At 77.0% G+C, this 25,323-nt stretch carries 16 protein-coding genes and 1 pseudogene; 5 read left to right on the plus strand and 12 right to left on the minus strand.

Translation table 11 applies throughout. From position 1 onward, the window contains the following. Nucleotides 1–4 precede the first annotated feature (4 nt). Together ABFY03_RS07010 and ABFY03_RS07015 are read right to left on the minus strand one after the other, a co-directional pair. Nucleotides 5–448 carry a roadblock/LC7 domain-containing protein gene (locus tag ABFY03_RS07010; protein ID WP_319009742.1) on the minus strand — a complete coding sequence of 148 codons (444 nt, stop codon included), beginning with the start codon at nt 446–448 and terminating at the stop codon, nt 5–7. Beyond that, on the minus strand, nt 445–3,309 hold the full coding sequence (locus ABFY03_RS07015) for a sensor histidine kinase (RefSeq protein WP_346169499.1): 2,865 nt from the start codon (nt 3,307–3,309) through the stop codon (nt 445–447). Before ABFY03_RS07015 ends, ABFY03_RS07010 begins: the two co-directional genes overlap by 4 nt. Nucleotides 3,310–3,765: 456 nt before the next feature. Here ABFY03_RS07015 and ABFY03_RS07020 point away from each other — a divergent pair, with 456 nt between their 5' ends. Beyond that, nucleotides 3,766–4,110 (plus strand): hypothetical protein, encoded by a 345-nt coding sequence (locus ABFY03_RS07020; protein WP_319009744.1) that lies wholly within the window; start codon nt 3,766–3,768, stop codon nt 4,108–4,110. A gap of 138 nt (nt 4,111–4,248) precedes the next feature. Here ABFY03_RS07020 and ABFY03_RS07025 read toward each other — a convergent pair whose 3' ends face one another. The 5 genes from ABFY03_RS07025 to ABFY03_RS07045 all read right to left on the minus strand — a co-directional run bounded on the left by ABFY03_RS07025 (nt 4,249) and on the right by ABFY03_RS07045 (nt 13,152). Beyond that, nucleotides 4,249–8,922, minus strand: coding sequence for a hypothetical protein (locus tag ABFY03_RS07025; protein ID WP_346169500.1), 4,674 nt, complete (start codon nt 8,920–8,922; stop codon nt 4,249–4,251). Between the two features lie 81 nt (nt 8,923–9,003). Then, nucleotides 9,004–9,939, minus strand: coding sequence for a hypothetical protein (locus tag ABFY03_RS07030; RefSeq protein WP_346169501.1), 936 nt, complete (start codon nt 9,937–9,939; stop codon nt 9,004–9,006). Continuing rightward, entirely contained in the window at nt 9,936–10,772 is an 837-nt protein-coding gene (locus ABFY03_RS07035) for a hypothetical protein (protein WP_346169502.1), read from the minus strand. The genes ABFY03_RS07030 and ABFY03_RS07035 overlap by 4 nt, the downstream gene beginning before the upstream one ends. Beyond that, nucleotides 10,769–12,298 carry a hypothetical protein gene (locus tag ABFY03_RS07040; RefSeq protein WP_319009748.1) on the minus strand — a complete coding sequence of 510 codons (1,530 nt, stop codon included), beginning with the start codon at nt 12,296–12,298 and terminating at the stop codon, nt 10,769–10,771. Before ABFY03_RS07040 ends, ABFY03_RS07035 begins: the two co-directional genes overlap by 4 nt. Nucleotides 12,299–12,438: 140 nt before the next feature. Then, complete coding sequence (locus tag ABFY03_RS07045; RefSeq protein WP_319009749.1) at nt 12,439–13,152, minus strand: GntR family transcriptional regulator; 714 nt, start codon at nt 13,150–13,152, stop codon at nt 12,439–12,441. Between the two features lie 280 nt (nt 13,153–13,432). Between ABFY03_RS07045 and ABFY03_RS07050 the strand changes: the two are divergent. The 4 genes and pseudogenes from ABFY03_RS07050 to ABFY03_RS07065 form a co-directional block, all read left to right on the plus strand. Then, nucleotides 13,433–13,852 (plus strand): annotated as a pseudogene (locus tag ABFY03_RS07050) (D-glutamate cyclase family protein); the annotation flags it as partial. A 100-nt stretch (nt 13,853–13,952) separates the two neighbouring features. Continuing rightward, on the plus strand, nt 13,953–14,717 hold the full coding sequence (locus tag ABFY03_RS07055; RefSeq protein ID WP_346169503.1) for a LamB/YcsF family protein: 765 nt from the start codon (nt 13,953–13,955) through the stop codon (nt 14,715–14,717). Continuing rightward, on the plus strand, nt 14,714–15,346 hold the full coding sequence (gene pxpB / locus ABFY03_RS07060) for a 5-oxoprolinase subunit PxpB (RefSeq protein ID WP_319009751.1): 633 nt from the start codon (nt 14,714–14,716) through the stop codon (nt 15,344–15,346). The genes ABFY03_RS07055 and pxpB overlap by 4 nt, the downstream gene beginning before the upstream one ends. Continuing rightward, the gene (locus ABFY03_RS07065; RefSeq protein WP_319009752.1) at nt 15,343–16,206 is read left to right on the plus strand and encodes a 5-oxoprolinase subunit C family protein; all 864 of its coding nucleotides are present in this window, start codon (nt 15,343–15,345) and stop codon (nt 16,204–16,206) included. Before pxpB ends, ABFY03_RS07065 begins: the two co-directional genes overlap by 4 nt. On the opposite strand, the gene ABFY03_RS07070 is transcribed toward ABFY03_RS07065, so the two are convergent. The 5 genes from ABFY03_RS07070 to ABFY03_RS07090 form a co-directional block, all read right to left on the minus strand. Then, complete coding sequence (locus ABFY03_RS07070) at nt 16,193–19,807, minus strand: hydantoinase B/oxoprolinase family protein (protein WP_346169504.1); 3,615 nt, start codon at nt 19,805–19,807, stop codon at nt 16,193–16,195. The two genes, ABFY03_RS07065 and ABFY03_RS07070, sit on opposite strands and share 14 nt — an antisense overlap. After that, entirely contained in the window at nt 19,804–20,643 is an 840-nt protein-coding gene (locus tag ABFY03_RS07075) for an SGNH/GDSL hydrolase family protein (RefSeq protein ID WP_346172210.1), read from the minus strand. The genes ABFY03_RS07070 and ABFY03_RS07075 overlap by 4 nt, the downstream gene beginning before the upstream one ends. Before the next feature lie 119 nt (nt 20,644–20,762). Continuing rightward, complete coding sequence (locus tag ABFY03_RS07080) at nt 20,763–21,956, minus strand: glycosyltransferase (RefSeq protein WP_346172211.1); 1,194 nt, start codon at nt 21,954–21,956, stop codon at nt 20,763–20,765. 71 nt (nt 21,957–22,027) lie between these two features. Beyond that, nucleotides 22,028–23,149 carry a glycosyltransferase family 4 protein gene (locus ABFY03_RS07085; protein WP_319009754.1) on the minus strand — a complete coding sequence of 374 codons (1,122 nt, stop codon included), beginning with the start codon at nt 23,147–23,149 and terminating at the stop codon, nt 22,028–22,030. Nucleotides 23,150–23,698: 549 nt separating this feature from the next. Continuing rightward, a complete protein-coding gene (locus ABFY03_RS07090) occupies nt 23,699–25,198 on the minus strand; it encodes a HEAT repeat domain-containing protein (RefSeq protein ID WP_319009755.1) in 1,500 nt (499 codons plus the stop codon). Between the last annotated feature and the right edge of the window lie 125 nt (nt 25,199–25,323).

Consider the following 25,323-nt stretch of genomic DNA (forward strand, 5'->3'; position numbering starts at 1 on the left):
CGGCTCACCCTCCCGTCGGCTGACCGGTCCGGGGGGCCGTGCCGAGATGGGTGCCGACCCGCTTGACCATGAGGGTCATCTCGTAGGCGACCTGGCCGACGTCGGAGTCGGCATCGGCGAGGACGGCCAGGCAACTGCCGTCGCCGGCGGCGGTCACGAAGAGGAAGGCGTCCTCCAGTTCGACCACGGTCTGGCGGACCCGGCCCGCCTCGAAGTGGCGGCCGACGCCCTTGGCGAGGCTGTGGAAGCCGGAGGCGACGGCGGCGAGGTGCTCGCCGTCCTCGCGGCTCAGGTCCTTCGACGCGCCGGTGGGCAGGCCGTCGCTGGAGAGCACCAGGGCCTTCCGGATGGCGGCGACGCGCTGGACCAGCTCGTCGAGGAGCCAGTTCAGCTCGCCGTTGCCGTGGACGGAGCTGCTGGTGCTTGCTGCGGCGTTCGGTGCGGTCATCGACCGTCCCCCTCGGGTGTCGTTCCGTGTGCTGTGGTGTCGTCCGGGCCGGTGCCGTCCCGGCGTCCGCGCTGCCAGCCGCGCTGCATGGCGGCCATGCGGGCGCGCACCTCCTCGGCGTCGCGCTCGAAGGCGTCGTCGCCGGCGCCGCGCTCGGCGGCGGGGCGCTCCCCGGCCGGGGCGTCAGCCGGGTCCTCGGTCTCGCGGAGCTGCGGGACGAGGCTGGCCTGGCGGACCCGGCGCGGCAGTCCGTCGAGCGGCGGGGCCGGGGCGGGATCAGCCGCCGGCGGGGCGGCCGGGCCCGGGGCCGGGCGGGCCTCGGTGCCTTCCGGGCGTACGGGGACGAGCGTGGGGCCGGTGCGCGGCGCCGTCCGGCGGTCCGGGCCGGGGGCGGGGTGGGCGCGGCCGGGCTCGTCGAGCCGGCGCCCGTGGTCGACGACCAGGGTCGGCTGGCGGCGGCGCGGCAGCGCCAGCGGGCCGTGGGCGTCGTCCTCGCCGGCCGGGTCGTCGTCGCCCCGGCGGTCCTCGGCCTGGTCGGGGACCTGCTGGTGCTGCTCGCCGGCCGGGACGAGGCCGGTGCGGCGGCGCTGGGGCCGGAAGAGGCCGCCGCGCTCGCTGTCGCTGTCGAGGAGGTCGGCGGAGCGGTCGAGGAGGGTGCCGAGGTCCTCGGGGCCGAACGGCGGCTCCAGTTCGACCGGGCCGTCCAGGGGTCGGTCGAGCGGCCGGTCGGCGACCGGGCCGAAGGCTCCGTCCGCCGGCCGGTGTCCGGCCGGGCCCGTCTCGTCCGCCAGGTCGGGTACGCGCGCGAGGGCCGGGCGGCGCTGCGGGAGCGGGGCCTCGCCGAGCATGCCCGCCGCCGACCCGGAGGTCGTACGGGATCCGCTCGCGGCGGGGTGCGCCTCGCCCTCCGCGGGGCGGGGGTCGAGGGTCTTGCGGTCCAGGCGGAAGCCCGCGCCCTGGGTCTCGGGGGCGTCGGTGAGCAGCGCGGCCGGGATGAAGACGACCGCGGTGGTGCCGCCGTACGGGGAGGTCTGGAGCGAGACGCGGACGTTCTGGCGCTGGGCGAGCCGGCTGACCACGAAGAGGCCGAGGCGGTCGGTGTCGGAGAGCTCGAACTCGGGGGTCTCGGCGAGCCGCAGGTTGGCGTCGAGGAGGACGTCGGCGCTCATGCCGAGGCCGCGGTCGTGGATCTCCAGGGTGAAGCCGTTGGCGACGCGTTCGCCGAGCACCTGGACGGCGGTGTGCGGGGGCGAGAACACGGTGGCGTTCTCAAGGAGTTCGGCGATGAGGTGGGTGAGGTCGGCGACGGCGGGGCCGCCGACGCCGAGCCGGGGCAGCCGGCGGACCTCGATGCGCTCGTAGTCCTCGACCTCGGCGACGGCGGCCCGGACCACGTCCATGAGCTGCACCGGCTTGCGCCACTGGCGGGAGGGGGCGGCGCCGGAGAGGATCACCAGGCCCTCGGCGTGCCGGCGCATGCGGGTGGTGAGGTGGTCGAGCCGGAAGAGGTCGGCGAGCTCCTCGGTGTCTTCGGTGCGCCGCTCCATGGTGTCGAGCAGGGTGAGCTGGCGGTGGAGCAGGACCTGGTTGCGGCGGGCGAGGTTGACGAAGACCTCGGCGACCCCGCGGCGCATGTCGGCCTGCTTGACGGCGGCCTCGACGGCGGCCCGCTGGAGGGTGTTGAGGGCCTGGCCGACCTGGCCGACCTCGTCCTCGCCGTACCGCAGGTGCGGGACCTCGGTCTCGACGTCGACGTGCTCGCCCGCGGCGAGGCGGCGCATGACGCTGGGGAGGCGGACGCCGGAGACCTCCTGGGCCTCCTTCTGGAGGCGGCGCAGGTCGCGGACGAGCGAGCGGCCGATCCGGACCGAGATGCCGACCGAGGCGAGCAGCGCGAGGAAGCCGAGGACGCCGGCGACGCCGGCCTTGAGCAGGACGCTGTACGCGGCGGGCTGGACGCGGTCCTGGTAGCGGTCGCCGGCGGCGGTGTTCTCGCGGGCCAGCTGGTCGAGGACGGGGCTGGCCTCGTCCTGCCAGAAGGCCGGGGTCGAGGAGCGCGGCCGCTCGGTCTCGCCCTCCCGGACGAACGCCTCCTCGGCGGTGCGCAGGGCCGCGGTGTCGGGGCTGCGCCAGTACTGCTCGAAGCGCCGCCGCTCGGAGGCCGGGAGGAGTTCGAGGTTGACCTCGTAGGTCTGCTTGCGGACGGCGATGAGGTCGGAGACGGCGCGGATCTCCTGCTCGGTCACCCGGTCGGCGACGAGGGCGGAGAGGACGAGGGCGTCCTCCCGGGAGAGGAGTTCGCGGGCGCGGGTGATGCCGACGAGGGCGCGGCCCTGCTTGTCCATCTCGACGTTCTCCAGCGCGTGGAGGGTGACGAGGAAGCTGTAGCAGGGGTCGACGAGCCGGTTGTAGAACTCCAGCGCCTGCAGGCGGCCGATGCTGCGCTTCTCGACCGAGCGGCGCAGGGACGAGATCTCCTCGAAGGCCGCCAGGAGCGAGTTGAGCTTCTGGGTGGTGACGGGGCGCATCTCCTCGCGGACGCCCGGGTCTTCGGCGTTGGCGCGGATCCGGTCCATCTGCCGGTCGGTGGCGAGGCGGGCCTCGCGGAGCTGGGTGAGGGCCTCGGAGCCGCGCGGGTCGGCGAGGTAGACGAGGGACTGGCGGCGTTCGAGCTGGATGACCCGGGCCGTGTCCTCGATGGGGTAGCCGACCTTGTCGACGATGTAGCCGACGTCGAGGAGCTGGTCGGCCTCGCGTCCGGTGAGGACGGTGGCGAAGCCCCAGAGGCCGGTGAGGGAGACGAGCGGTACGAGGAGCAGCGCCACGATCTTCCGGCGGATGGACTTCCCGCGAAAGCGCATGGCCTCCCCCAGTACGGTCTCCGCGGCCACGGAGGTCCCTCGAACGGCGTCGCCGCGTCAACACGGCGCGTCAACCTTCGGTTTCAACAAACGGCGGCGTGAGCCTACTACTGCATCACGACCATCTCGAAGGTGTGTCTGGGCGATTTTCAGCCTGTCGAGTGAGCGTTGATCATGAGATGTCCTGGTATTCCAGGAGTTCGGATCGGCCACTGTGGCGCAGGACACGTGGCGGTGCACGTTTTCCCTCCCTGGGCGCAATGGCTGGAATCGTTCGTTCCGTTCGCGTTGTCGGGTGAAGTGGGGAAACCTTTTCCCTGTCCAGAGCGTCATGAAGTACGGGGGAACGCACGGTCCGAGGACGGACCGGAGGCGGCCCGGTCACACGCGCCGTGTAGAACCGCAGGAACCGGGCAGCCACCCCTGGGAGCGTCGTGCGGTGGGGAGTGACAGGACATGGATGACGAGACGCCGGCCACGCGTCCGTTGTGGGTGGAGGACACCCGCGGACGGCGGCGGATGCCGGACCCGGTGAGGAACGCGGCGGTGCGGGCGGTGATGGTCACCTCGGTGACGATCATCCTGGCCCTCGTCGCCTTCCTCACCTCGGTCACCGGCTCCTGGCTGGCCTTTCCGATGACGATCGCGGCGGTGGCCGCGACGGTGGTGGCCACCTGGAGCGTGCTGGACATCTGGATCACCCGCCAGGTCTGGCGGCAGCGCAACGGCGTGGTCTCCGAGCCGAGCAGCAGCGCCTACCCGGCGTCGCGCCGGGAGCGCGCGGAGGAGCGGGTCGCCTGAGGGTGACCCGGAGGCGCGGGGTACGGGTCGCCCGGCGGCGGCCCGTACGAAGAGCGGGTCGCCCGGCGGTGACCCGGAGGTACGGGGAAGGCCCGGGCCCTCGTGGGGTCCGGGCCTTCGTCGTGCCTCCGGTCGCCGCTACGGCGCCGCGGGCGGCTCCTCGTCCTGGTGGCGCCGGAACATGCGGGTCGCCGTGATCTCGCCGTGGATCGTCTCGCCCTCCGAGGTCGGCTGCGGCAGACCCGGCCGGAGGTGCTCCTCGACGCTGATGTACTTCAGGCCGGCCCGCAGGTCGGCGTCGTTGCGCAGCCGGATCACCAGCGGGAACTCGGCGAGCGCCGTGGTGTCGAACAGGCCCGTGGTGTAGAGCAGCTGGACGCCGAGCGCGTCCGACACCGCCCGCTGGAGTTCGAGCAGGTACGTGGCGTTGGCCCGGCCGATCGGGTTGTCGAGGAACAGCGTGCCGGCGTGCCGGTGCTTGTCCCGGCCCCGGTCGTTGGAGCGGAGCGCCGCCATCGTGCAGTACAGGGCGATGGCCGCGGTGAGCAGCTGGCCGCCGGAGAAGACGTCGCCCATCTGCCCGACCGGCACCCGCTCGGCGCGCAGCACCGCGTCCGGCTTGAGGATCTCGACGGCGACGCCCTTCGGTTCGAGCGCCGCCTGCACGCCGCGCAGCAGCAGCGACATGCCGTCGCGGCGCAGGTCGGAGTTCTTCTTGACGGCGGCGCGGGTGGCCTCGTCGACGACCTCGCCGAGGCGCTCGGTGAGGGTCGTCTGGTCGGGCTCCTCGAAGCGGATCCGCAGGAACTCCTGGCCCGACCACTCGCCCAGGCCGTCCGGGAGGCGGGAGAGCCGCTGGGCGGAGCGGAGGGTGGCGAGCGAGCTCTCCACCAGACCGCGCAGCCGGTCCACGATCGAGTCGCGGTTGCGCTCCAGCTGGGCCAGCTCGTCGGTGAGGACCCGGAGGCGGGGCGCGAACGCCTCGGCCCACTTGGCGGCGTGCTCGGGCAGCGCCGAGGCGGGCAGTTCGCGGATCTGCAGCCGGGCCGGGGTGCGGACCTGCTCGTAGCGGGTCGCGTTGGCGTGCCGGACGAGGATGTCGCTCGCCTCGCGCACCGAGGCGTCGGCGGCGGAGAGTTCGGCGGTGCAGGCGCGCAGCGCCCGCCGGGCCTCGCCGGCGGCGGTCCTGGCCTCCTCCAGGGTGCCCGGGTACGGTTCCTGCTCCTCCTGCTCCTCCTCCGTGTGGTCGCGCAGCAGGTCGCGCAGGAGCGCGGCGGTCTCGTCGAAGCCGCCGGCGGCGTCCTCGGCGGCGCGGTGGTCGCGCAGCAGGCCGGCGTGGGCGGCGCGCGCCGCCTCCAGGGCGTCGCTGCGGGCGGCGAGTTCGGCGCTCGCGGTACGCAGCAGGGCCTGGGCCTGGTCGGCGTCGGCCGGGACCAGCTCCTCGGGCAGCTCGGTGTGGGTCTCGCCGTCCTCGGGGGCCAGCCGCTCGGACTCGCCGCGGAGCCGGCCGAGCTTCTCGCTCGCCTCGGAGGCCCGGGACTCCAGCATCTGCACCAGGGACTCGGCACGGGCCGCGGCGGCCTGCCGGGACGGGCCGTCGGCGCCGTCGGTGGACTCCAGGAGCTGCTCCGCGCGCGTGCGGACCTTGTTGGTGAGCCGGTCCAGTTCGGCGAGGGCGGCGGACTCGTCGCTCTCGGCGCGGGCCTGCTCGGCGCGCAGGTCGGCGCCGACGCCGACCTTCTCGTACACCTGCGAGGCGGCGCGGTACGCCTCGCGGAGGGTGGGGAGGGCGGCGCGGGGCGCGTCGGGGTCCTGCTCCGGCAGCTGCTCGGGGGCGCCGGCGATCTCGGCGCGCTCGGCGCGCAGCGCACGGGCGGTGCGGTGGGCGTCGTCGGCGGCGCGCTGGGCGGCCCGGCGGTCCTCGTCGGCGGCCCGCGCGCGCTCCAGGCAGGTCTGGGCGCGGGCCTCGGCCTCGGCGGCGTCGTCGGCGAGCTCGCGGAGCTTGGCCTGCCAGGCGGAGCGCTCGCGGAGCCGGAAGGCGAGCCCGGCGAGGGCGTCGGCGGCCCGGCGGGCACGCTGGGCGGCCTCCTGCCGCTCGTCGCGGACCGCGAGGGCCTCGGCGGCGGCCTCCTCGGCCTCCGCGCGGGTGGCGCGGGCCTCGTCGAGGGTGCGGGCGGCGGTCTCGGCGGTCTCGCGGGCGGTGGCGGCGACGGCCGCGAGCTCGGCGAGCATGCCGGGCGGGCAGTCGGCGCGCCAGGCGCCGATCCGGGCGGCGAGGGCGCGGTCGCCGGCGAGCCGGGCGGCCAGGGCCCGGATCTCCTCGTCGCGGGCGGCGGCACGCGCGCGGAGCGCCTGGCGCTCCTCGTCGGCGGCGTGCTCGTCGTGCATGGCCGGGTTCGGCGGCACGAGGAACACCCCGGTGTCCTCGCCGGAGTCCTGCGCCGGTACGGGGGCGAGGAGGGCGGCGGCGGTGCCGACGGCGACGGCGGAGCGGGGCAGCAGGGCGGCCGAGCCGAGGGCCTCGCGGGCGCGCCCGTACGAGACGGGGTCGGTGATGACGACGCCGTCGACGAGTTCGGGGCGGGCGGCGAGCACGCGCGCGTGGTCGGCGGGGTCGACGGACTGGGCGAGGTAGCGCCAGCCTGGGAGGGCGGGGATGCCGTGCTCGCCGAGGAACTCGACGGTGGCGAGGACGTCCGGGCCCGGCGGCAGCAGGCCGCCGTCGCCGAGGGCGCCGAGGATGCGGGAGTCGTCGGCGGCGGCGGTGCGCAGGTCGAAGAGCTGGCGCTCGGCGGAGGAGACGGCCCCGTCGAGGAGGCGGCGCAGCTCCTCGGCGTACCGGTCGAAGTCGGTGACGGAGAGCGGCGCCTGGGTGTCGTCCTCGTCGGTCCGGTCGGGCCGCTCGGGGTTGTCGGCGGACTCGTCGTGGGCGGCGGCGGCGCGCTGGCCGGGCAGCGGGGAGCCGGAGCCGGGCAGGCCGAGGAGTTCGGCGAGGCGTTCCTCGCCGGCCAGGGCCTCGGCGGCGCGGCGCTCGGCGTCGTAGGCGTTGCCGGCGGCCTCGGCGGCGTCGGCGGCGCGGGCGGCGGCGAGTTCGGCGCGGGATTCGGCGGCGGCGGCCTCGCGGGCCCGTTCGCTCGCGGTGCGCGCGAGTTCGCGGGCGGCGTCCCAGGCGGCGACGGTGGTCTTCTCGGCGTCGGCGGCGGCGAGGGCGGCGCGGGCCGGGTCGGCGTCGGGGGCGGAGTCGTCGAGCCAGCCGGCCCGGACGGCCTCGGCGGTCTCCTGTTCGACCTCGGCGAGGCGCTGGCGCAGGTGCCCGGCCTCGCTGCGGGCCCGCTGGGCCTCGGTGGCGGCGGCGGTGGCGTCGCGGTGGGCGGTCTCGCTCGCCTCCTGGAGGGCGGTGGACCGTTCCTCCTCCTCGGCGGCGTGCCGCTCGCCCTCCTCGGCGGCGGCGGCGAGGGCCCGGACGAGGTCGGCGGCGGCCGCGGCGCGGGCGGCGAGGGCCGGGGCGGCGTCGCGCTCGGCCTCGCGGATGGCGGCGGCCACGCGCGCGGAGCGGTCGCCGGCGGCGCGGTGGCGGAGCACCGACTCGGCGGCCTGCCAGGCGGAGTGCAGGGTGCGGGCCTCGATGAGCTCGCGGCGCTGGGCCGCGGCGCCCTTCTCGGCCGCGGCGAGGGCCAGGGAGGCGTGCCGGTAGGCGAGTTCGGCGGCGATCAGGGCGCTGCGCTCGCGGGCGGTCTCGGCCTCGGAGACGGCGTGGCCGGCCGAGGTGACCTGCTGGGCGAGTTCGGCGGCGCGGGCCCGTTCGCCGGCGGCGCGGCCGGAGAGCCGGCGGGCGAGGGTCCGGGTGCGGCGCTCGGCGGCGGCGTGCACCTCACGCGCGCGGGACCGGGTTCCGGCGGCGTCCACGATGCGGTTGAGGAGGTCGACGGAGCCGGCGGTGAAGTCGCGTTCGGCGGTGAGTTCGGCCCGGCGGCCGAGCTTGTTGCCGAAGCCGCCGACGAGGTCGGCGAGGCCGTCGGTGTCGCGGGTGTCGGTGACCGCGCGGAGCAGGAGGTCGGTGAAGTCGGAGTCCTTCTTGACCGCGAAGAGGCCGGCCGCCTCGCCCTCGTCGGCGTTCATCTCGCGCTGGTAGCGGAAGAGTTCGGGGTCGAGTCCGAGCTCGCCGAGGTGCTCGTTCCAGCGGTCGTGGATCTCCTCCCACACCACGTCGAGGTGCGGGTACGCCTTTCCGGCGTCGGTGAGGGCGTCGCGGAAGCCCTTCATGGTGCGGCGGCGGCCGGTGGCGCCGGAGGCGCCCTCGGCGGCGGGGCGGACGGTGGTCGCCTCGGCGACGGGGAGGTTGTCCAGGCTGAGGCCGGGGCCGGGGCGGAAGGAGTACCACGCCTCGGCGAACTTCCGCGGGTCGTTGGAGACCTGGCGGCCGCGCCACTCGCTGACCTTGCCGACGACGACGAGTTCGCCGGTGAGGGTGTGCTGCCACTCCAGGGCGACGTGGCCGCAGTCGTCGGCGAGCAGGAACTTGCGGAGCACGCCGGAGCTGGCGCCGCCGAGTGTGTTGCGGTGGCCCGGGAGCATCACCGAGAAGATGAGCTTGAGGAGGACGGACTTGCCGCCGCCGTTCTCCAGGAAGAGCACGCCCGCGGGGGCGGGGCGGCGCGGCGGGCCGACGGGCTCCTCCTCGAAGAACTCCGCCTGGGTGGGGGCGGGGTTCGGCACGGGGGCGCCGACGCCGCGCAGGTCCAGGACGGTGTCGGCGTAGCGGGCGCCGGCGGGGCCGATGGAGTAGAGGCGGACCCGGGACAGCTCGTACATGGCGAGGGACTCTCGTGCTCTCGTGCTCGGGAAGGTCGGTGGGGCGGGATGCGGCGGCCCGGGGGACGCGGGAGGTGCGGGTTACGCGTGGAAGGGCAGGCCGGCGTCGGCGGCGAGGTCCAGGTCGTCGCCCTCGGGCGGCGGGACGAGGGTGGCGGTGCCGTCGCTGACGGGGACGATGCCGAGGTCGAGGAGTTCGGCCAGGGCGGCGGAGCCTGCCATGTCGCGGACCTGGAGCTGGTAGCGGGCGGTGGTGCGGTAGGAGCCGCCGCTCTCGTCGCCGGTGCGCTGGAGGAAGCCGGAGTCGGTGAGGAAGGCGACGGCCTTGGCGACGATGCCGGTGGTGGAGCCGGCGAGGCGGCGGGCGTCCTTGGTGGCGCCGGTGGTGGAGCGGCGGGACCAGACGCGCCAGGCGGCCTCCAGGCCGGGGGCGTCGGAGGCCGGGTCGGTGTTCTCGCCCTCCTCCTCGGCGCGCTGCTCCAGGCGCAGGCACGCCTGGCGGACGAAGGAGTCGACACCGTTGACGGTGAGGCGGCCGATGTACGCGTCGTCGGCGAGGTCCTCGGGGCGCGGGAAGGCCATGGCGGCGACGGCAAGGTGGGCGAGGCCGTGCAGGAAGCGGTCGGCGGAGTCGGTGTTGGCGCGGCGGGCGTAGTCGCCCATGCGGACGGCGAAGACGGAGTCCTCGCCGGCGGTGACGGCCATGCCGGCGCGCGGGGAGACCTCCAGGACGATCAGGCCGAGGCCGGTCGCGACGGCGTCGGCGAGCCGCGCGAACGCCGGGTCCTCCTGGTAGCGGCGGAGCAGTTCGGCGTACTCGGCGTCGCGGGCGGGCAGCAGCTTGGGCTGGAGCCCGAAGGAGACGAGCCGCGCGGCGTCGGCGGCGTCGGCCGGCGTGACGGGGGTGCCTCCGGTGCCGGTGCCGGTGCCTCCGGCGGGGGCGGCGGTTCGGGAGGACTCCTGCTCGCTCCACGCGTCCGGGTACCCGTCGTACTCGGTGTGCTGGACGTCGCTCACGGCTGGGGCTCCTCGGTACGGCTCTCGTTCGGTACGACTGGGGCGCCGGCGGCCCGGGGCAGGGGCAGCGGCACGGGGGTGACGGCGGCGGAGGGCGCCGGCGGCTCGGCCGCTGCGGGCGACGGCTCCTGCGGGGCGCCCCCGAGGCGTACGGCGCGGACCGCGGGCAGCTCCCGGCGGCGCCGGCCCGCGGCCCTCGGCGCCTCGGGCAGGGACACGGCCCCGAGGCGGGGCCGGTCGCCGGGCTCCGTCCGCGCGGCCGGAAGGCCGGGCGTCTCGGCGCCGGCGGCGGGCGAGTCCACGAAGGGGGCGAGGAGCCGGGGGCCGGGGGCGGCGAGCGGCCGGGGCGCGGCGATGACGGCCTCGCCCGACTCCTCCGCCGGAGTCGCGGGTACGGCGGCGGGCCCGGACGGCTCCGTACCCGCCTCGGCGGCGGTCGGCGGCGTGACGGCCTCCGGGGTGGTGGGCAGCGTGACGGCCTCAGGCGCGGTCGCCGGCGTGACGGCCTCTGGGGTGGTGGGCTCCGTGACGACCACGGTGGTGGTCGGCGCCGTGACGGCTTCCAGGGCGGTCGGCGGCGTGACGGCCTCTGGGGTGGTCGGCGCCGTGACGGCTTCCGGCGCGGTCGGCGGCGTGACGGCCTCAGCGGTGGTCGGCGCCGTGACGGCCTCGGTGGAGGTCGGCGGCGTGACGGCCTCCGGCGCGGTCGGCGGCGGCGTCGGTGCGGGTTCGGGCTGCTCTGGCGGTGACGGGAGCGGGGGCGTGGGGCTGGGGAGCCACGCGTGGGGGGCCCGGGCGGTGGCGGGCGGCGGGGTGTCGGAGACGTACGTCACGTCGCCTCCGTGCGGTCGGCTGCCATGCCGGCGGCGTCGAGGAGCGCCGTGCCGACGATGAGGTCGGCGCCGCCGAAGCCGGGGTCGTCGAGCGGGGTGCCGTCGTCGACGGCGAAGAGCAGCCGCTCCTCGCCCTGCCGGTAGGCGGTGCCGACCGGCGGGCTGGCCGCGTGGACCGCGAGCAGGGCCACCAGGTAGGCGAGGTCCTCGCCGCCGGCGGCACGGGCGTCGGCGAGCAGGCCGGAGAGCCGGCGCGGGGCGTCGTGCTCCAGGTCGAGCAGCGCCAGCGCCTCGGCGAGCTGCCCCTCGCTGAAGCGGGAGTCGTCGGGGGTGGCGATCAGGTCGGGCTCGGGCATCTCCGCGCCGAGGTGCTCGCGCTCGACGGGCGGCGTGAGCAGCAGGTCCACGAGGTCGCCGAGGCGGACGGAGGCGGGCGTGCGCAGGCCGGTGCCGTGCGCGAAGAACGCGTCGGTGACCCGGGTGGCCCGCTCGACGGGGAGCGGCAGCACGGGCGCGACGAGCTGCCCGTACAGGTCGAGGCCGGTGTACCGGGTGGGGGCGGCGAACGCCTGCCGGTCCTGCTCGGCGCGGAAGAGCGGGCCGGCCTCCAGGAGCCGGGACTGGAGCTGGGTGTGCCGGCGGATGCAGTCCTTGACGATGTCGACGAGCTCGGCGGCGCGGCGCTTGTGCTCCGGTTCCTCGGCCTCGTCGCGGGCCTTGCGGATGTTGGTCAGGATCGCGTTCTCGTGGCGGTAGCGGTCGGCGACGTGGTCGAGCGCCTCGGCGATCATGTCGGGGACGCTGTTGAGCCAGTCGACCGCGCGCACGTTCCGCCGGGTGGCCTCCAGGGTGCGGCGGAGGGTCTCGGCGTACTGGACGGTCCGGTAGCGGGCCTGCTCGGCGGCGAGCTGGGCGTCGGCGAGGCGGCCCCGGCTGATGAGGACCTCCAGCTTCACCTCGGCGGCGATCTGGGCGCTGGTGACGTCGGTGTCGAGGGCGCCGACGAGCACGTTGACGGCCTCGTCGGTGGTCCGGAGGCAGACGGTGCCGCCGTATCCGGGGACCTCCTCGATGAGCTTGAAGTCGTAGTCCCGGCGGACGTACACGCCGTCGGTGCCGAAGGTGCCGTAGACGGCGCGGAAGCCGCGGTCGACGCTCCCGACGTTGATCAGGTTCTCCAGCACCCAGCGGGCCACGCGCTCGTGCTCGGCGGCGGGGCGCTGCGGGGCCTGGGCGGCGACGCGGGGCAGCAGCCGGGCGACGACCTGGTCGTGGTCGGCGCCGGTGTCGAAGTCCATGTGGAGGGTGACGAGGTCGATCGCGGCGAGGGCGACCTCGGCCATCGCGTAGACCGTGTACTCGCCGGCGAGGTTGGCCTTGCGCGCGTCGAGGTCGTGCAGCGGCGCGGTGCAGGCGAGCGCGCGCAGGCGCCGCGCGAGCCCTTCGTCGGCGGCCGGCCCCTGCGCGGGGCGCGGCCCCGCGCTGAGCTGGGGCGGAGCGAGGTCCGTCGAGGCAGGCGAAGTCACGGTGCACAGAGTAGGTCCTCGCACTGACATGGGTCGAAACGGCGCAGAAACCACCGCCCCGGCCCGGGCCGGAGCGGTACCCTCCCGCCCTCGCGTCAGGCGACCCCGTCTTCCTGGTGGCCCGGTGGCCCGGCGGGCGGCTACTCCGCGGCCGGTTCGTCCACGGCCCGGGCGTAGGCGGCGGCGACGCGGCTGATCGAGTCGTCGAGGTAGCGGGCGAGGAGCCGTTCGGCGGCGGCCCGCTCCCCCGCCCGCAGGGCGTCCAGGATCTCCTTGTTGCGGACGAGGTAGGGCTCGTGGAGGGCCCGGGGGTCGTCCACGACGTGGAAGGCGAGCCGGAGTTCGGCGAGGACGCCGCGCATGAGCTCGTCGGTGCGGGCGCTGCGCGCGAGGGCGACGAGTTCGCGGTGGAAGTGGATGTTGGCCGTGGACACCCCGTGCCAGTCGCCGGCCCGGGCGGCGGCCTCGCCCTCGGCGACGGCGGCGGCGAGCCCGTCCACCGGGAAGGGCGGGTGGCCGAGGCCGCGCACGACGGCGCACTCGACGAGCCGGCGGGTGCGGTAGATGTCCTCGACGTCGTCGACCGCGAGGACGCGGACGAAGACCCCGCGGTTGAGCTCGTGGACGAGCAGCCGCTCGTGGGTGAGGAGCCGGAACGCCTCGCGCAGGGTGTTGCGGGACACCCCGAGGGCCCCGCCGATGGACTCCTCGGAGAGCCGGGTGCCGGGCGGGAAGAAGCCCTCGGCGATGCGGGTGCGCAGGATGTCCGCGACCCGTTCCGCGGTGCTGGTGCGGCCGAGCAGCGCGCGGTCGTCCGCCAGTCCCCCGGTCGCCCCGGTGCCGCTCGCGTCCACGGTCCCCCTTCCCCGCGGGGCCGTCGCCCCGTCGTCGTCCGGCCGCCGAGTCAACCGCAGAAACGGATCCGTGACAACAGGCCCCTTGTCGAATCGTTGAACAATCCCCTACCTTGGCGCCACCGCACCCTCCCGCACGGCCCTCCCGTACGTCTCTCAGGCACGCCTCCCCACCTGCGAGGTGCAGATGAGCACGACACACACCCGGCAGCACTCCCGGGACGAACGGCCCGACACGACCGGCGTGTTCGGCCGGCTGCGTGTTCCTGATCGGGTGCTCACCTTCGAGGGGGCGCTCGCCGCGGCGGGCGTGCCGCTGCGCCACGTCGAGCAGGGCCGGAACGTGTCGATGGACGTGACGGACCGGGCCTGCCGGGCGGCCGGGCGGCTGCACGGGCCGATGGTGGCGTCGATGCGGCCGGTCCCCGCGCGGCTCGTCCCGGTGGCGCGGCGGATCGGCGGGCTGCTGCCGGCGGTCCACGGGGCGCCGGTGCACGCGGGCGACCCGGCGGCCCTCGGGATCCGGGACCTGGACCGGCCGGACTTCGGGGACCCGGTGGTCGCGGAGCCGGGGGACTTGCCCGTCTTCTGGGCCTGCGGGGTCACCCCGCAAACGGCCGTGACGGCCTCGCGCCCGCCCTTCGCGATCACCCACGCGCCGGGGCGGATGTTCGTCACCGACGTCCGCGACGAGGAGTACGGGTCGCCTTCTGAAGCGGCCGTCCCCCGCGCGCGCGTACCGCCGCGCGAAACGCACCACGGCACCACGGCACAGCACCTGTGAGAGGAACGGCACCATCATGAGCGGGGTCTCGATCGACCTGAACGCCGATCTCGGCGAGGGCTTCGGCCGCTGGACGCTGACCGACGACGAGCGGCTGCTCTCCGTCGTCACCAGCGCCAACGTGGCCTGCGGCTTCCACGCCGGGGACGCGGTCACCATGCGGCGGGTCTGCGAGCTCGCCGTCGAGCGGGGGGTGCGGATCGGGGCCCAGGTCTCCTACCGGGACCTGGCCGGCTTCGGGCGGCGCGCCATGGACGTGCCGGCGGCGGAGCTGGCCGCCGAGGTGGCGTACCAGATCGGCGCCCTGGAGGTCTTCGCCCGCGCGGCCGGCTCCCGGGTGGCGTACGTGAAGCCGCACGGGGCGCTCTACAACCGGGTGGTGCGGGACGCGGAGCAGGCGGCGGCGGTCGTCGACGGGGTGCTGCTCGCGGGCGGCGGGCTGCCGGTGCTGGGGCTGCCGGGCTCGCAACTGCACGAGGCGGCCGTGCGGGCCGGACTCCCGGCGGTCGCCGAGGCGTTCGGCGACCGCGCCTACCGCGCCGACGGCTCCCTGCTGCCACGGGGGCAGGAGGGAGCCGTCGTGCACGACCCGGACGTGGTGGTCGAGCGGTCGGTCGCCCTGGTCACGGCGGGCGCGGTGACCGCGCACTGCGGCACCTCCGTCCCGGTCCGCGCGCGCTCGCTCTGCCTGCACGGGGACACCCCGGGCGCGGTGGAGCTGGCCCGGCGCGTCCGGGCCGGTCTGGAGTCCGCCGGGGTCACGGTGGGGGCCTTCGCGTGAGGGTGCTGCGGGTGGGCGAACGGGCCCTCCTGGTCGAACTGGCCGACGGCGCGGCCGCCGAGGCGTTCCACGCGGAGCTGCTGCGCCGCCGGGCGGACGGCGCGCTGCCCGGCGTACGGGAGATCGTGCCGGCGGCGCGGACGGTGCTGCTCGACGGGGTGGCCGAGCCCGCGCGGCTCGCGGCCGAGCTGCCGGGCTGGGAGGTCCGGCCGTCGCACGCGCGCGTGGGCGAGGTCGTGGAGGTCCCGGTCCGGTACGACGGGCCGGACCTGGCGGACGTGGCCGCCCGGTGGGGTGTGTCGCCCGGCGAGGCGGTGCGCATCCACTCCTCGGCCGAGTTCCGGGTCGCGTTCTGCGGTTTCGCCCCCGGCTTCGGCTATCTGACGGGGCTCGGCGCGCGGTACGAGGTGCCCCGCCGGGCGACCCCCCGCACGGCGGTGCCGGCCGGGTCGGTGGCGCTGGCGGGGCCGTACACGGGCGTGTACCCGCGCTCCTCGCCGGGCGGCTGGCAGCTGATCGGGACCACGGACGCGGTCCTGTGGGACACCGGGCGGGAGCCGGCTGCGCTGCTCTCGCCCGGCACCCGCGTGCGGTTCGTCCCGGCGCCCCGGACGGGGGCCGGCCGATGAACGACCGTGCCGTCGCCGTCGTCCGGGGCGGCGCCCTGACCACCGTGCAGGACCTGGGCAGGACCGGGTACGCGCACCTCGGCGTGCCCCGCTCCGGGGCCCTGGACCCGGCCGCCGCCCGGCTGGCGAACCGGCTGGTCGGCAACGACGAGGGCGCCGCCGTCCTGGAGACCACCGTCGACGGCTGCGCCCTGCGTCCCCGGAGCGCGGTCACCGTCGCGGTGGGCGGCGCGCCCTGCGCGCTCCGGGCCGACGGGCGCCCGCTGCCCTGGGGCACCGCGGTGCGGGTCCCGGCCGGCGCGCTCCTGGAGATCGGCCCGGCCGTGCGCGGGCTGCGCTCGTACGTGGCGATCGGCGGCGGGATCGCCGTCGATCCGGTGCTCGGCAGCCGCTCCACCGACCTGCTGTCCGGGCTGGGTCCGGCGCCGCTGGCGGACGGGGCGGTGCTGCCGCTGGGGGCGGCCACGGCCGTACGGGGGTCGGTCGACGCTCCCCCCTGGCCGGGCCCGCCGGACGAACTCGTCCTGCGGGTCCGGCTCGGGCCCCGCGACGACTGGTTCACGCGTGGGGCGCTCCACGCCCTCACCACGCGCGCGTACCTGGTGTCCTCGGCGAGCAACCGGATCGGGCTGCGGCTCGACGGGCCCGCCCTGGAGCGCGCGCGGCCCGGGGAACTGCCCAGCGAGGGCATGGTCCTGGGGGCCGTGCAGGTGCCGCCGGACGGGCGGCCGGTGGTCTTCCTGGCCGACCATCCGACGACCGGCGGCTATCCGGTGGTGGCGGTGGTGCGGGAGGCGGACCTGGGGGCGGCGGCACAGGCCGCGCCGGGCACTCCGGTCCGCTTCGTCACGGCGCGGTAGCCCCGTCCTCCTCCGGCGGGGTGCCGTAGCCCCCGCCGCCGGGGGTGCGCAGGACGAGCACGTCGCCGGGGCCGACCCGGGTGGTCGCGGCGCCGTCGAGGCGCTCCACGGTGCCGTCGGCGCGTTCGACGAGGTTCTCGCCGAGCGCGCCCGGCGCGCCTCCCGCCATCCCGTACGGCGGCACCCGCCGGTGGCCGGTGAGGAGGGTGACGGTCAGCGGTTGCAGGAACCGGAGCCGACGCTCCACGCCGTCGCCGCCGCGCCAGCGGCCCCGGCCGCCGCTGCCCTCGCGGACGGCGAAGGCGTCGACGCGGACGGGGTGGCGCCACTCCAGGATCTCGGGGTCGGTGAGGCGGGAGTTGGTCATGTGGGTCTGGACGGCGTCGGCGCCGTCGAAGCCGTCGCCCGCGCCGGATCCGCTGGCGACGGTCTCGTAGTACTGGACGCGGTCGTCGCCGAAGGTGACGTTGTTCATGGTGCCGGAGCCCTCGGCCTGGACGCCGAGGGCCGCGTACAGGGCTCCGGTGACGGCCTGGGAGGTCTCGACGTTCCCGGCGACGGTGGCGGCCGGCGGTTCGGGGGCGAGCATGGAGCCGGGCGGGACCCGGATCTCCAGGGGTGCCAGGCAGCCGCTGTTGAGGGGGATGGACTCGTCGACCAGGGTGCGGAAGACGTACAGGACGGCGGCCATGACGACGGCGGTGGGGGCGTTGGCGTTCCCGGGGAGCTGGGGCGAGGTGCCGGTGAAGTCGAGGACGGCGGAGCGCCGTTCGCGGTCGACGCGGACGGCGACCTGGATGACGGCCCCGGAGTCGGTCTCGTACCGGTGGGTGCCGTCCTTCAGGCGGGCGACGATCCGGCGGACGGACTCCTCCGCGTTGGCCCGCACGTGGCGCATGTACGCCTGGACGGCGTCGAGTCCGAACTCGGCGACGGCCTTGCGGAGTTCCCCGATGCCCTTCTCGTTGGCGGCGATCTGGGCGCGGAGGTCGGCGAGGTTGGTGTCGGGGTCGCGGGACGGGTGCGGGGCACCGGTGAGGAGGGCGCGGGTCTCGGCCTCGCGGAGCCTGCCGCCGCGGACCAGGAGCCAGTTGTCGAAGCGGACGCCCTCCTCGTCGATCGTGCGGCTGAAGGCGGGCATGGAGCCGGGGGTGATGCCGCCGATCTCCGCGTGGTGGCCGCGGGAGGCGACGAGGAAGAGGAGTTCGTCCCCCTCCTCGTCGAACACGGGGGTGACGACGGTGACGTCCGGCAGGTGGGTGCCGCCGTGGTAGGGGTCGTTGACGGCGTAGACGTCGCCGGGGCGCAGGTCGTCGGCGCGGCGGCGCAGGACCTCCTTGACGGTCTCGCCCATGGAGCCGAGGTGGACGGGGATGTGGGGGGCGTTGGCGACGAGGTTGCCGTCGGCGTCGAAGAGCGCGCAGGAGAAGTCGAGCCGTTCCTTGATGTTGACGGAGTGGGCGGTGTTCTCCAGGCGGACGCCCATCTGCTCGGCGATGGCCATGAAGAGGTTGTGGAAGACCTCCAGGAGGACCGGGTCGACGTCGGTGCCCGCGGCGGTACGCGCGGGGCGCGGGACGGCGCGGGTGAGCAGCAGGTGTCCGGTGTCGGAGGCGGTGGCGCGCCAGCCGGGGTCGACGACGGTGGTGGCGTCGTCCTCGGCGAGGATCGCGGGCCCGTCGACGGTGTCGCCGGGGCGGAGGTCCTCGCGGCGGTGGAGCGGGGTGTCGGTGGCGGTGGCGCCGTCGTGGGTGCGGACGGTGGCACGGGGGACGAGGGGGCCGGTGCGGGCGCCGGCGGGGACGTGGACGGGACCGTGGGGTCCGGCGGCGCCGACGGCCTCGACGGTGACGGCCTCGGCGACGAGCGGCTTGTCCATGGTGAAGCCGTAGCGGGCGCGGTGGTCGGCGGTGAAGGCGGCGGCCATCTCCCCGGCGGGGCCGAGGTCGACGGGGAGGCTCGCGTCGGTGCCGGCGTAGCGGAGGAGCACGCGCGCGTGGGTGGTGATCGCGCTGTCGGGCAGGCCGTCGGCGCGGAGTTCGGCCCGGGTGCGGTCGGCGAGTTCGGCGGCGGCTCCCGTCACGCGAGCGGGGGTGCCGGGGGCGTCGAGCGGGGCCTCGACGGAGCGTTCGCGCAGGGCGGTGGCGTCGGCGAGGCCGATGCCGTAGGCGGAGAGGACGCCGGCGAGCGGCGGGACGAGGACGGTGTCGACGCCGAGGGCGTCGGCGACGGCGCAGGCGTGCTGGCCGCCGGCGCCGCCGAAGCAGGTGAGGGCGTAGCGGGTGATGTCGTGGCCGCGCTGGACGGAGATCTTCTTGACGGCGTTGGCCATGTCGAGGACGGCGATCCGCAGGAAGCCGGCCGCGACCTCCTCGGGGGTGCGGCCGCCGCCGACCTCCTCGGCGAGGGCGGTGAACCGTGCGCGGACGACGTCGGCGTCGAGGGGCCGGTCGCCGTCGGGGCCGAAGACGGCGGGGAAGTGGTCGGGCTGGATCCGGCCGAGCATCACCTGGGCGTCGGTGACGGTGAGCGGGCCGCCGCGCCGGTAGCAGGCGGGGCCGGGGACGGCTCCGGCCGAGTCGGGTCCGACGCGGTAGCGGCGTCCGTCGTAGTGGAGGACGGAGCCGCCGCCGGCGGCGACGGTGTGGATGCTCATCGTGGGTGCGCGCATGCGCACCCCGGCGACCTGTGAACCGAGTTCACGCTCGAAGGTCCCGGCGTAGTGCGACACGTCCGTGGACGTGCCGCCCATGTCGAAGCCGATGACCCGCTGCCGTCCGGCCTGGGCGGAGGTGCGGGCCATGCCGACGACCCCGCCCGCGGGGCCGGAGAGGACGGCGTCCTTGCCGCGGAAGTGGGCTGCCTCCCGGAGGCCGCCGTTGGACTGCATGAACATCAGGCGGATCCCGGCGAGTTCGGTGGCGACCTCGTCGACGTAGCGGCGCAGCACGGGCGAGAGGTAGGCGTCGACGACGGTGGTGTCGCCGCGCGGGACCAGCTTGATCAGCGGGCTGACCTCGTGCGAGCAGCTGACCTGGGTGAAGCCGGCGGCCCTGGCGGCGGCCGCGACCCGCCGTTCGTGGTCGGGGTGGCGGTAGCCGTGCACGAGGACGACGGCGGCCGAGCGCAGGCCGTCGCGGCGGGCGTCGGCGAGCGCGGCGGCGACGGCGTCCTCGTCGAGGGGGCGGACGACCGCGCCCCGGGCGTCCATCCGCTCGGGGACCTCGGCCACGCGCGCGTACACGGCCTCGGGCAGGACGATGTGCCGGTCGAAGAGCCGGGGCCGGTTCTGGTAGGCGATCCGCAGGGCGTCGCGGAAGCCTTCGGTGATCAGCAGCAGGGTGGGTTCGCCGCGCCGTTCCAGGAGGGCGTTGGTGGCGACGGTGGTGCCCATCTTGACGACGGCGACGCGGTCGGCGGGGACGGGTTCGCCCGGGCCGAGGCCCATGAGGAGCCGGATCCCGGCCACGGCGGCGTCCTGCCGGCGGGCCGGGTCGTGGGAGAGGAGCTTGCGGGTCACGAGCCGCCCGTCGGGGCGGCGCCCCACGACGTCGGTGAAGGTGCCGCCCCGGTCGATCCAGAACTCCCAGCGCCCGCTCATTCCCCCATTGTCGCCGCGAGGGCCTCGGCGAGGGCGGTCTCCGCGCGCGCGTCGAGCGGCCCGCCGCCGGCGGCGTCCGAGCGGTGCAGCAGCTCCTCCCCCGCGAGCAGCAGCAGCTGCGGCAGCAGGTCGCGGCTGCGGCGCAGCACCCAGCCGGTGCCGGCGGTGGCGAGCCAGCGGGCGGTCTCGGCGCGGGTGGGCGGCGGCTCGGACGCCTCCGGGGACGGCGCGGGCCCCCGGGCGAGCCCGCGCTCGGCGAGGAGCCGGTGGAAGGCGCCGGCGACGGCCCGGTGGCCGGGCTCGCCGGGATGGAGCCGGTCGGCGCTCCACAGCCGCCGGTCGGCGGTCCAGGCCGGGTCGGCGAGGTGGAGGTGGACGGCGTCGTGCCGGGCGGACAGGGCGTGCACGACCGCGTTCACGGACCGCCGCCGGCGGGCGAGCGGCCGGGCCAGCGGCGCCGGCAGGCCCAGCATCCGGCCGGGGTCGGGCAGACAGGCGGTCAGGAGTACGGCTCCGGCCGCGTCGAGCGCGGCGAGCACCCGGTCCAGGCGCCCGGCGAACCGTCCGATGTCGAACCCGTGCCGCAGGGTGTCGTTGACGCCGACGACGACCGAGGCGAGGTGCGGCCGGAGGGCGACCGCGCGCGGCGCCTGGTGCTCGGCGACGTCCGCGCTGAGCGCCCCGCTGACGGCGAGGTTGACGAACTCCAGGCGCTGCCCGGGCCCGGCGAGTCCGTCGGCGAGCAGCGCCGCCCATCCGCGCCACACGCCGTCGGCCCGGTCCCCGACGCCCTCGCTGAACGAGTCCCCGAGCGCCACGAACCGCAGCGGCGGAATCTCGGCGGGGGCAGGGGGCGCGGGCGGCGGGCCGGGGGCCGGGGCCGGGCGCGGCTGCGGGGCGGCCCCCCGGGCGGTGTCCTGGTCCGGGACGCGGCCCTCCCGGACCGGGACCTTGTTCATCCGCCGACCTCCTGCGGCCGGGGCGGTTCCGCGACGGCGGCCGGTCGAGCGTCGGGCTCGGCGACCGGGTCCCGCGCGTCGGCCGCCTCGTGGGCGCGCAGGAAGGCCGCGACCGAGCGGTCCCAGGAGAAGCGCTCCGCACGCGCGCGTGCGGCGGCGCGGCGCCCGGCCTCCGGCAGGGCGAGCAGGCTCCGGGCGGCGTCCGCGAAGGCCGCCGGGGTGTCGGCGGCCGCGGCGCCGGCCGTGCCCACGACCTCGGGGAGGGCCGAGGAGGCGCTGACGATCGTCGGCGTCCCGCAGGCCAGGGCCTCCAGGGCGGAGAGCCCGAAGGTCTCGGCCGGCCCGGGGGCCAGGCACAGGTCGGCGGCCGCCTGGAGGTCGGCGAGCGCTTCCCGGTCGGCGACGTGTCCGAGGAACCGGACCGGAAGCCCCCCTTCACGGGCCCGCCGCTCCAGTCGCGGCCGCAGCGGGCCGTCCCCGGCGACGACGAGCCGGGCCGGCACGCCGGCGTCCAGCAGCTCCGCGAGCGCGTCCAGGGCGGTGCCGGGCCGCTTCTCCACGGAGAGGCGGGAGCAGAGCACCAGCAGGACCCCGGCCCCCTCCGCGTACCGGGCCCGGACGGCGGGGTCGCGCCGGCCGGGCCGGCAGCGCTCCAGGTCGACGCCGAGCGGAGCCCGTACGACATTGGTCGCGCCCACGCGGACGAACTCCGCCTCCGCCCAGGCGGTGGTGCAGACGATCCGGCCGTAGGCCCAGGCGGTGCGGCGGTTGAGCCGGTCGGCCGCGCGGGCGGCGAGCGGGGCGGGGACGCCCCAGGTGCGCAGGACGCCGTCGGCGGTCTCGTGGGAGACCATCACCGAGGGGACGCGGGCGCGCCGGGCCCACTCTCCGGTCCAGCGCAGGGTGGTGCGGTCGGAGACCTCGATCCGGTCGGGGGCGAGCCGGTCGAGGAGGTCGGCGATCCGGCGCCGGTCGGCGAGGACCCGGTAGCCGCCGGTGCCGGGGAGTTCGGGCCCGGGCAGGGTGACGACGCGGCCCTGTCCGGCCGGTTCGTCGCTCGCGGTGGCGCCGGGGACGATCAGGACGGGTTCGTGGCCGGCCGCGCGGTAGCCCCGCCCGAGCCGGTCGAGGGCGGTGCGCAGCCCGCCCGAGGTGGGGGTGACGAAGTTCGCCAGCCGCACGATCCGCAGTCCGTCGCGGCCGTACGAGGCGCCGTACGCGCGCGTGGGGCCGCCGGGTCCCGGCCCGCGGGAGGGCCCGTTCACGCGGCCACCGCCGTCCGCTCGCGCAGCACCTCCAGGTAGTGGCCGACGAGTTCGTCGCCGAGGGCCTCCCAGGTGCGTCCCTCGACCTCGGTCCGCCCGGCTCTGCCGTAGGCGGCGCGCAGTCCGGGGGCGGCGGCGAGGGCGGTGACGGCCTCGCGGAGGGCCGTCGGGTCCTCCGGGGGCACGAGGAGGCCGGTGCGCCGGTGGGCGACGAGGTCGAGCGGGCCGCCGGCGGCCGGGGCGATCACCGGGAGTCCGCTGGCCATGGCCTCCTGGACGGTCTGGCAGAAGGTCTCGTACGGGCCCGTGTGGGCGAAGACGTCGAGCGAGGCGAAGATCCGGGCGAGGTCGTCGCCGGTGCGGCGGCCGAGGAAACGGGCGCCGGGGAGGCGCGCGCGGAGGGCGGCGCCGCTGGGCCCGTCCCCGACGACCACGAGCCGCACGCCGGGGAGCCCGTCCGCGGCGGCGAGGAGGTCCACGCGCTTCTCCGGGGCGAGGCGGCCGACGTACCCGACGAGGAGCGCGCCGTCGGGGGCGAGGGCGCGGCGCAGGTCCGGGTCCCGGTGGGAGGGATGGAAGCGGGTGGTGTCGACGCCGCGCCCCCAGAGGCGTACGCGCGCGACGCCGTGGTCCTCCAGGTCGCGGCGGGCGGCCCGGGAGGGGGCGAGGGTGCGGTCGGCGGCGCCGTGGACGGCGCGGAGCCGGCGCCAGGCGGTGGACTCGCCGGCGCCGACGTAGGTGCGGGCGTAGCCCGCGAGGTCGGTCTGGTAGACGGCGACGGTGGGGACCCGGAGGCGGGTGGCGGCGGCCATGGCGCGGACGCCGAGGACGAAGGGCCCGGCCAGGTGGACGAGGTCGGCGCGGTGGGCGGCGATGGCGGCGGCGACGCGGCGGCTGGGGAGGGCGACCCGCACCTGGGCGTACCCGGGCAGCGGCAGGGAGGGGACGCGGACCACCGGGCACGGCGCGCCGGCGTCGGCGTGGGGATCGGGGACGGCGGGGGCGATCACCAGGGGCTGGTGGCCCCGGCGGACGAGGTGGCGCGCGGTCTGCAGGGCGCAGTGCGCCACACCGTTGATGTCGGGGGGAAAGGACTCGGTGACGATGACGACACGCATACGGGTGTTCTCGTCGCGCCCGACGTGGCCCCGCCGACGTGGATCTGGACGCGCGGGGAACGTCCCGTGAGCTTTTGCCGCCCGGGCCGTGCGGCACGGTTCCGATACGCGGATCGCCGCCGCCCGGAAGCGCCGGGGGCGGCCGCCCGGTGCCGCGCGCGGGCCCGGAGCCGTACCGGTGGAACCGCGGGCGCCCGGTGCCGCGCCCGCGCCCCGGGGCCGCACCGGCGGACCGGCAACCCGGTCGACCGGTGCCGGACGCGCCCCGGAGCCGTACCGGCACAGCCGCGCACGGCCCGGAGCCGCCCCGACGCCCAGAAGCGGCACCGGAGCACCGGCGACCCGGTCGGCCGGTGCCGGACGCGTGCCGACGGGGCGGCAGGGCGGCCGGTGCCGCGCTCAAGGACCGGCTCCATGCCGGAGGAGCCGCGGGACGGCCGGTGCCCTCGAAGGCAGGCCCCGTCACGGAAGGGGCGGCCGGTCCCGGGGCGGGGCCTCGTTCGGCGGGGTGTCGCCGCGGGCCGCGCCGCCCCGGGCGGGGCGGTGGGGTCAGACCTGGAGGTCGGGGCCGATGCGGTTGCGGACCGCCGTCTGGACCTCGACCTCCTCGGCCGGGTCGGCGGCCAGGCGGCGCAATCGCTCGGCGACGCGGGCGTCGGCCGTCTCGGCGTGCTGCGCGGCGATCTCGCGGGTGGTCTCCTCGCAGTCCCAGAGGCACTCGACGGCGAAGCCGCTGGCGAAGGAGGGGTCGGTGGCCGCGAGCGCGCGGGCGGTGCGGCCGCGCAGCTGGGAGGAGGCCGTCTCCCGGTAGACGTGGCGCAGCACGGGGGCCGCGCAGGCGATGCCGAGGCGGCCGGCGCCGTCGACGAGGGCGCCGAGGGCGGGCGCGTCGGGCCCGGCGGCGCGGATGGCGGTGCGCAGGGCGCCGAGGACGAGCGGGGCGTCCCGGTCCTCGCCGCGCGCGGCGAGGAGTTCGCCGGCGGCGGCGCCGAGCGGGTCGGTGCGCCGGACCCAGGCGCGGGCGCGGGCGACCGCGTCCTCCCCGCACATGCGGAGGTAGGCGGTGACGGCGGCCCGGGCCACGTACAGGGCGTCCCGGTCGACGGCCCCGGGGACGTCGCCGTACGGGGCCCCCTGCGCGGACGCCTCGGCGGCGGCCGCGGCGTCGAGCGGGTGGACGGCGTCGGCGGCGGCCTCGACGAGGTCGAGGACGGCGGAGTCGCGGCCGGCGGCCAGGTGGTGCAGGACGGCGGCCCGCGCGCCGGGGGCGCCGCCGCGGCCGGCGGCCAGCAGTTCGGGTCGGTCCTCGGGGCCGGCGACGGCGGCCAGGCAGCGGGCGGCGGGGCCGGCGAGGTCGGCGCCGCGCTCGTACCCCTCCTGGGCCCAGTCGAGGACGGCGCGGACGCTCCAGCCCGGGCGGGGCCCGGTGGGGCGCAGCTGCCGCTGCCAGCGGTCGAAGGAGCCGCTCTCCTGGGCGGCGCGGACGCGGGCGCCGACGGCTTCGCGCCGGTCCTCGGCCCACAGCCGCCAGGGGCGGGGCTCGAAGGCGTCGCGGACCGTGCCGGCGAGCGCGGCGTCGCCGGCCTCGTCCCGGGGGAAGCGGGCGAGGACGGGCTCGGCGAGGGCGCGCAGTCCGGCGTCGTCGTCGCGGAGCGCGAGCTCGTCGAGGGCCCAGGCCCAGTTGGCCCCGGTGGCCGCGTAGCGCCGCAGCAGGAGCAGGGCGTCGTGGCGTCCGTAGGAGGCCAGGTGGCCGAGGACGGCGAGGGCGAGCCCGGTGCGGTGCTCCTCGGTGTCGAGGTGGTCCTCGGGCGCGAAGAGGTGCGCCTCGATGGCCTCCAGACCTCCGTGGAGGTCGAGGTAGAGCCGGGCGTAGTAGAGGGAGCGGTTCTCGACGCGCCAGTCGTGGCGGGGGTCGGCGAGAACGCACCGGTCGAGGGCCGCGAGGGCCTCGGCGCGTGGGGCGGCGAGGGCGTGCAGGGTGCCGTCGCCGCGGCCCCTCTGCAGGAGGCCGAGCAGAGTGCCGCTCGGCGCTATGGCTGGATCGAACATGGGAAGACGCCTCACATCAAGCTGTCGACACGACGGGGTGGACCGGGGTGGACCGGGTCGGGCGCTGGGCCCGTCCGCGCGGTGGCCGCCCTAGTAGGCCGCGGGACAACATGTCGGGCCGTCCG

Source organism: Streptomyces roseofulvus (assembly GCF_039534915.1).
Classification (GTDB): domain Bacteria; phylum Actinomycetota; class Actinomycetes; order Streptomycetales; family Streptomycetaceae; genus Streptomyces; species Streptomyces roseofulvus.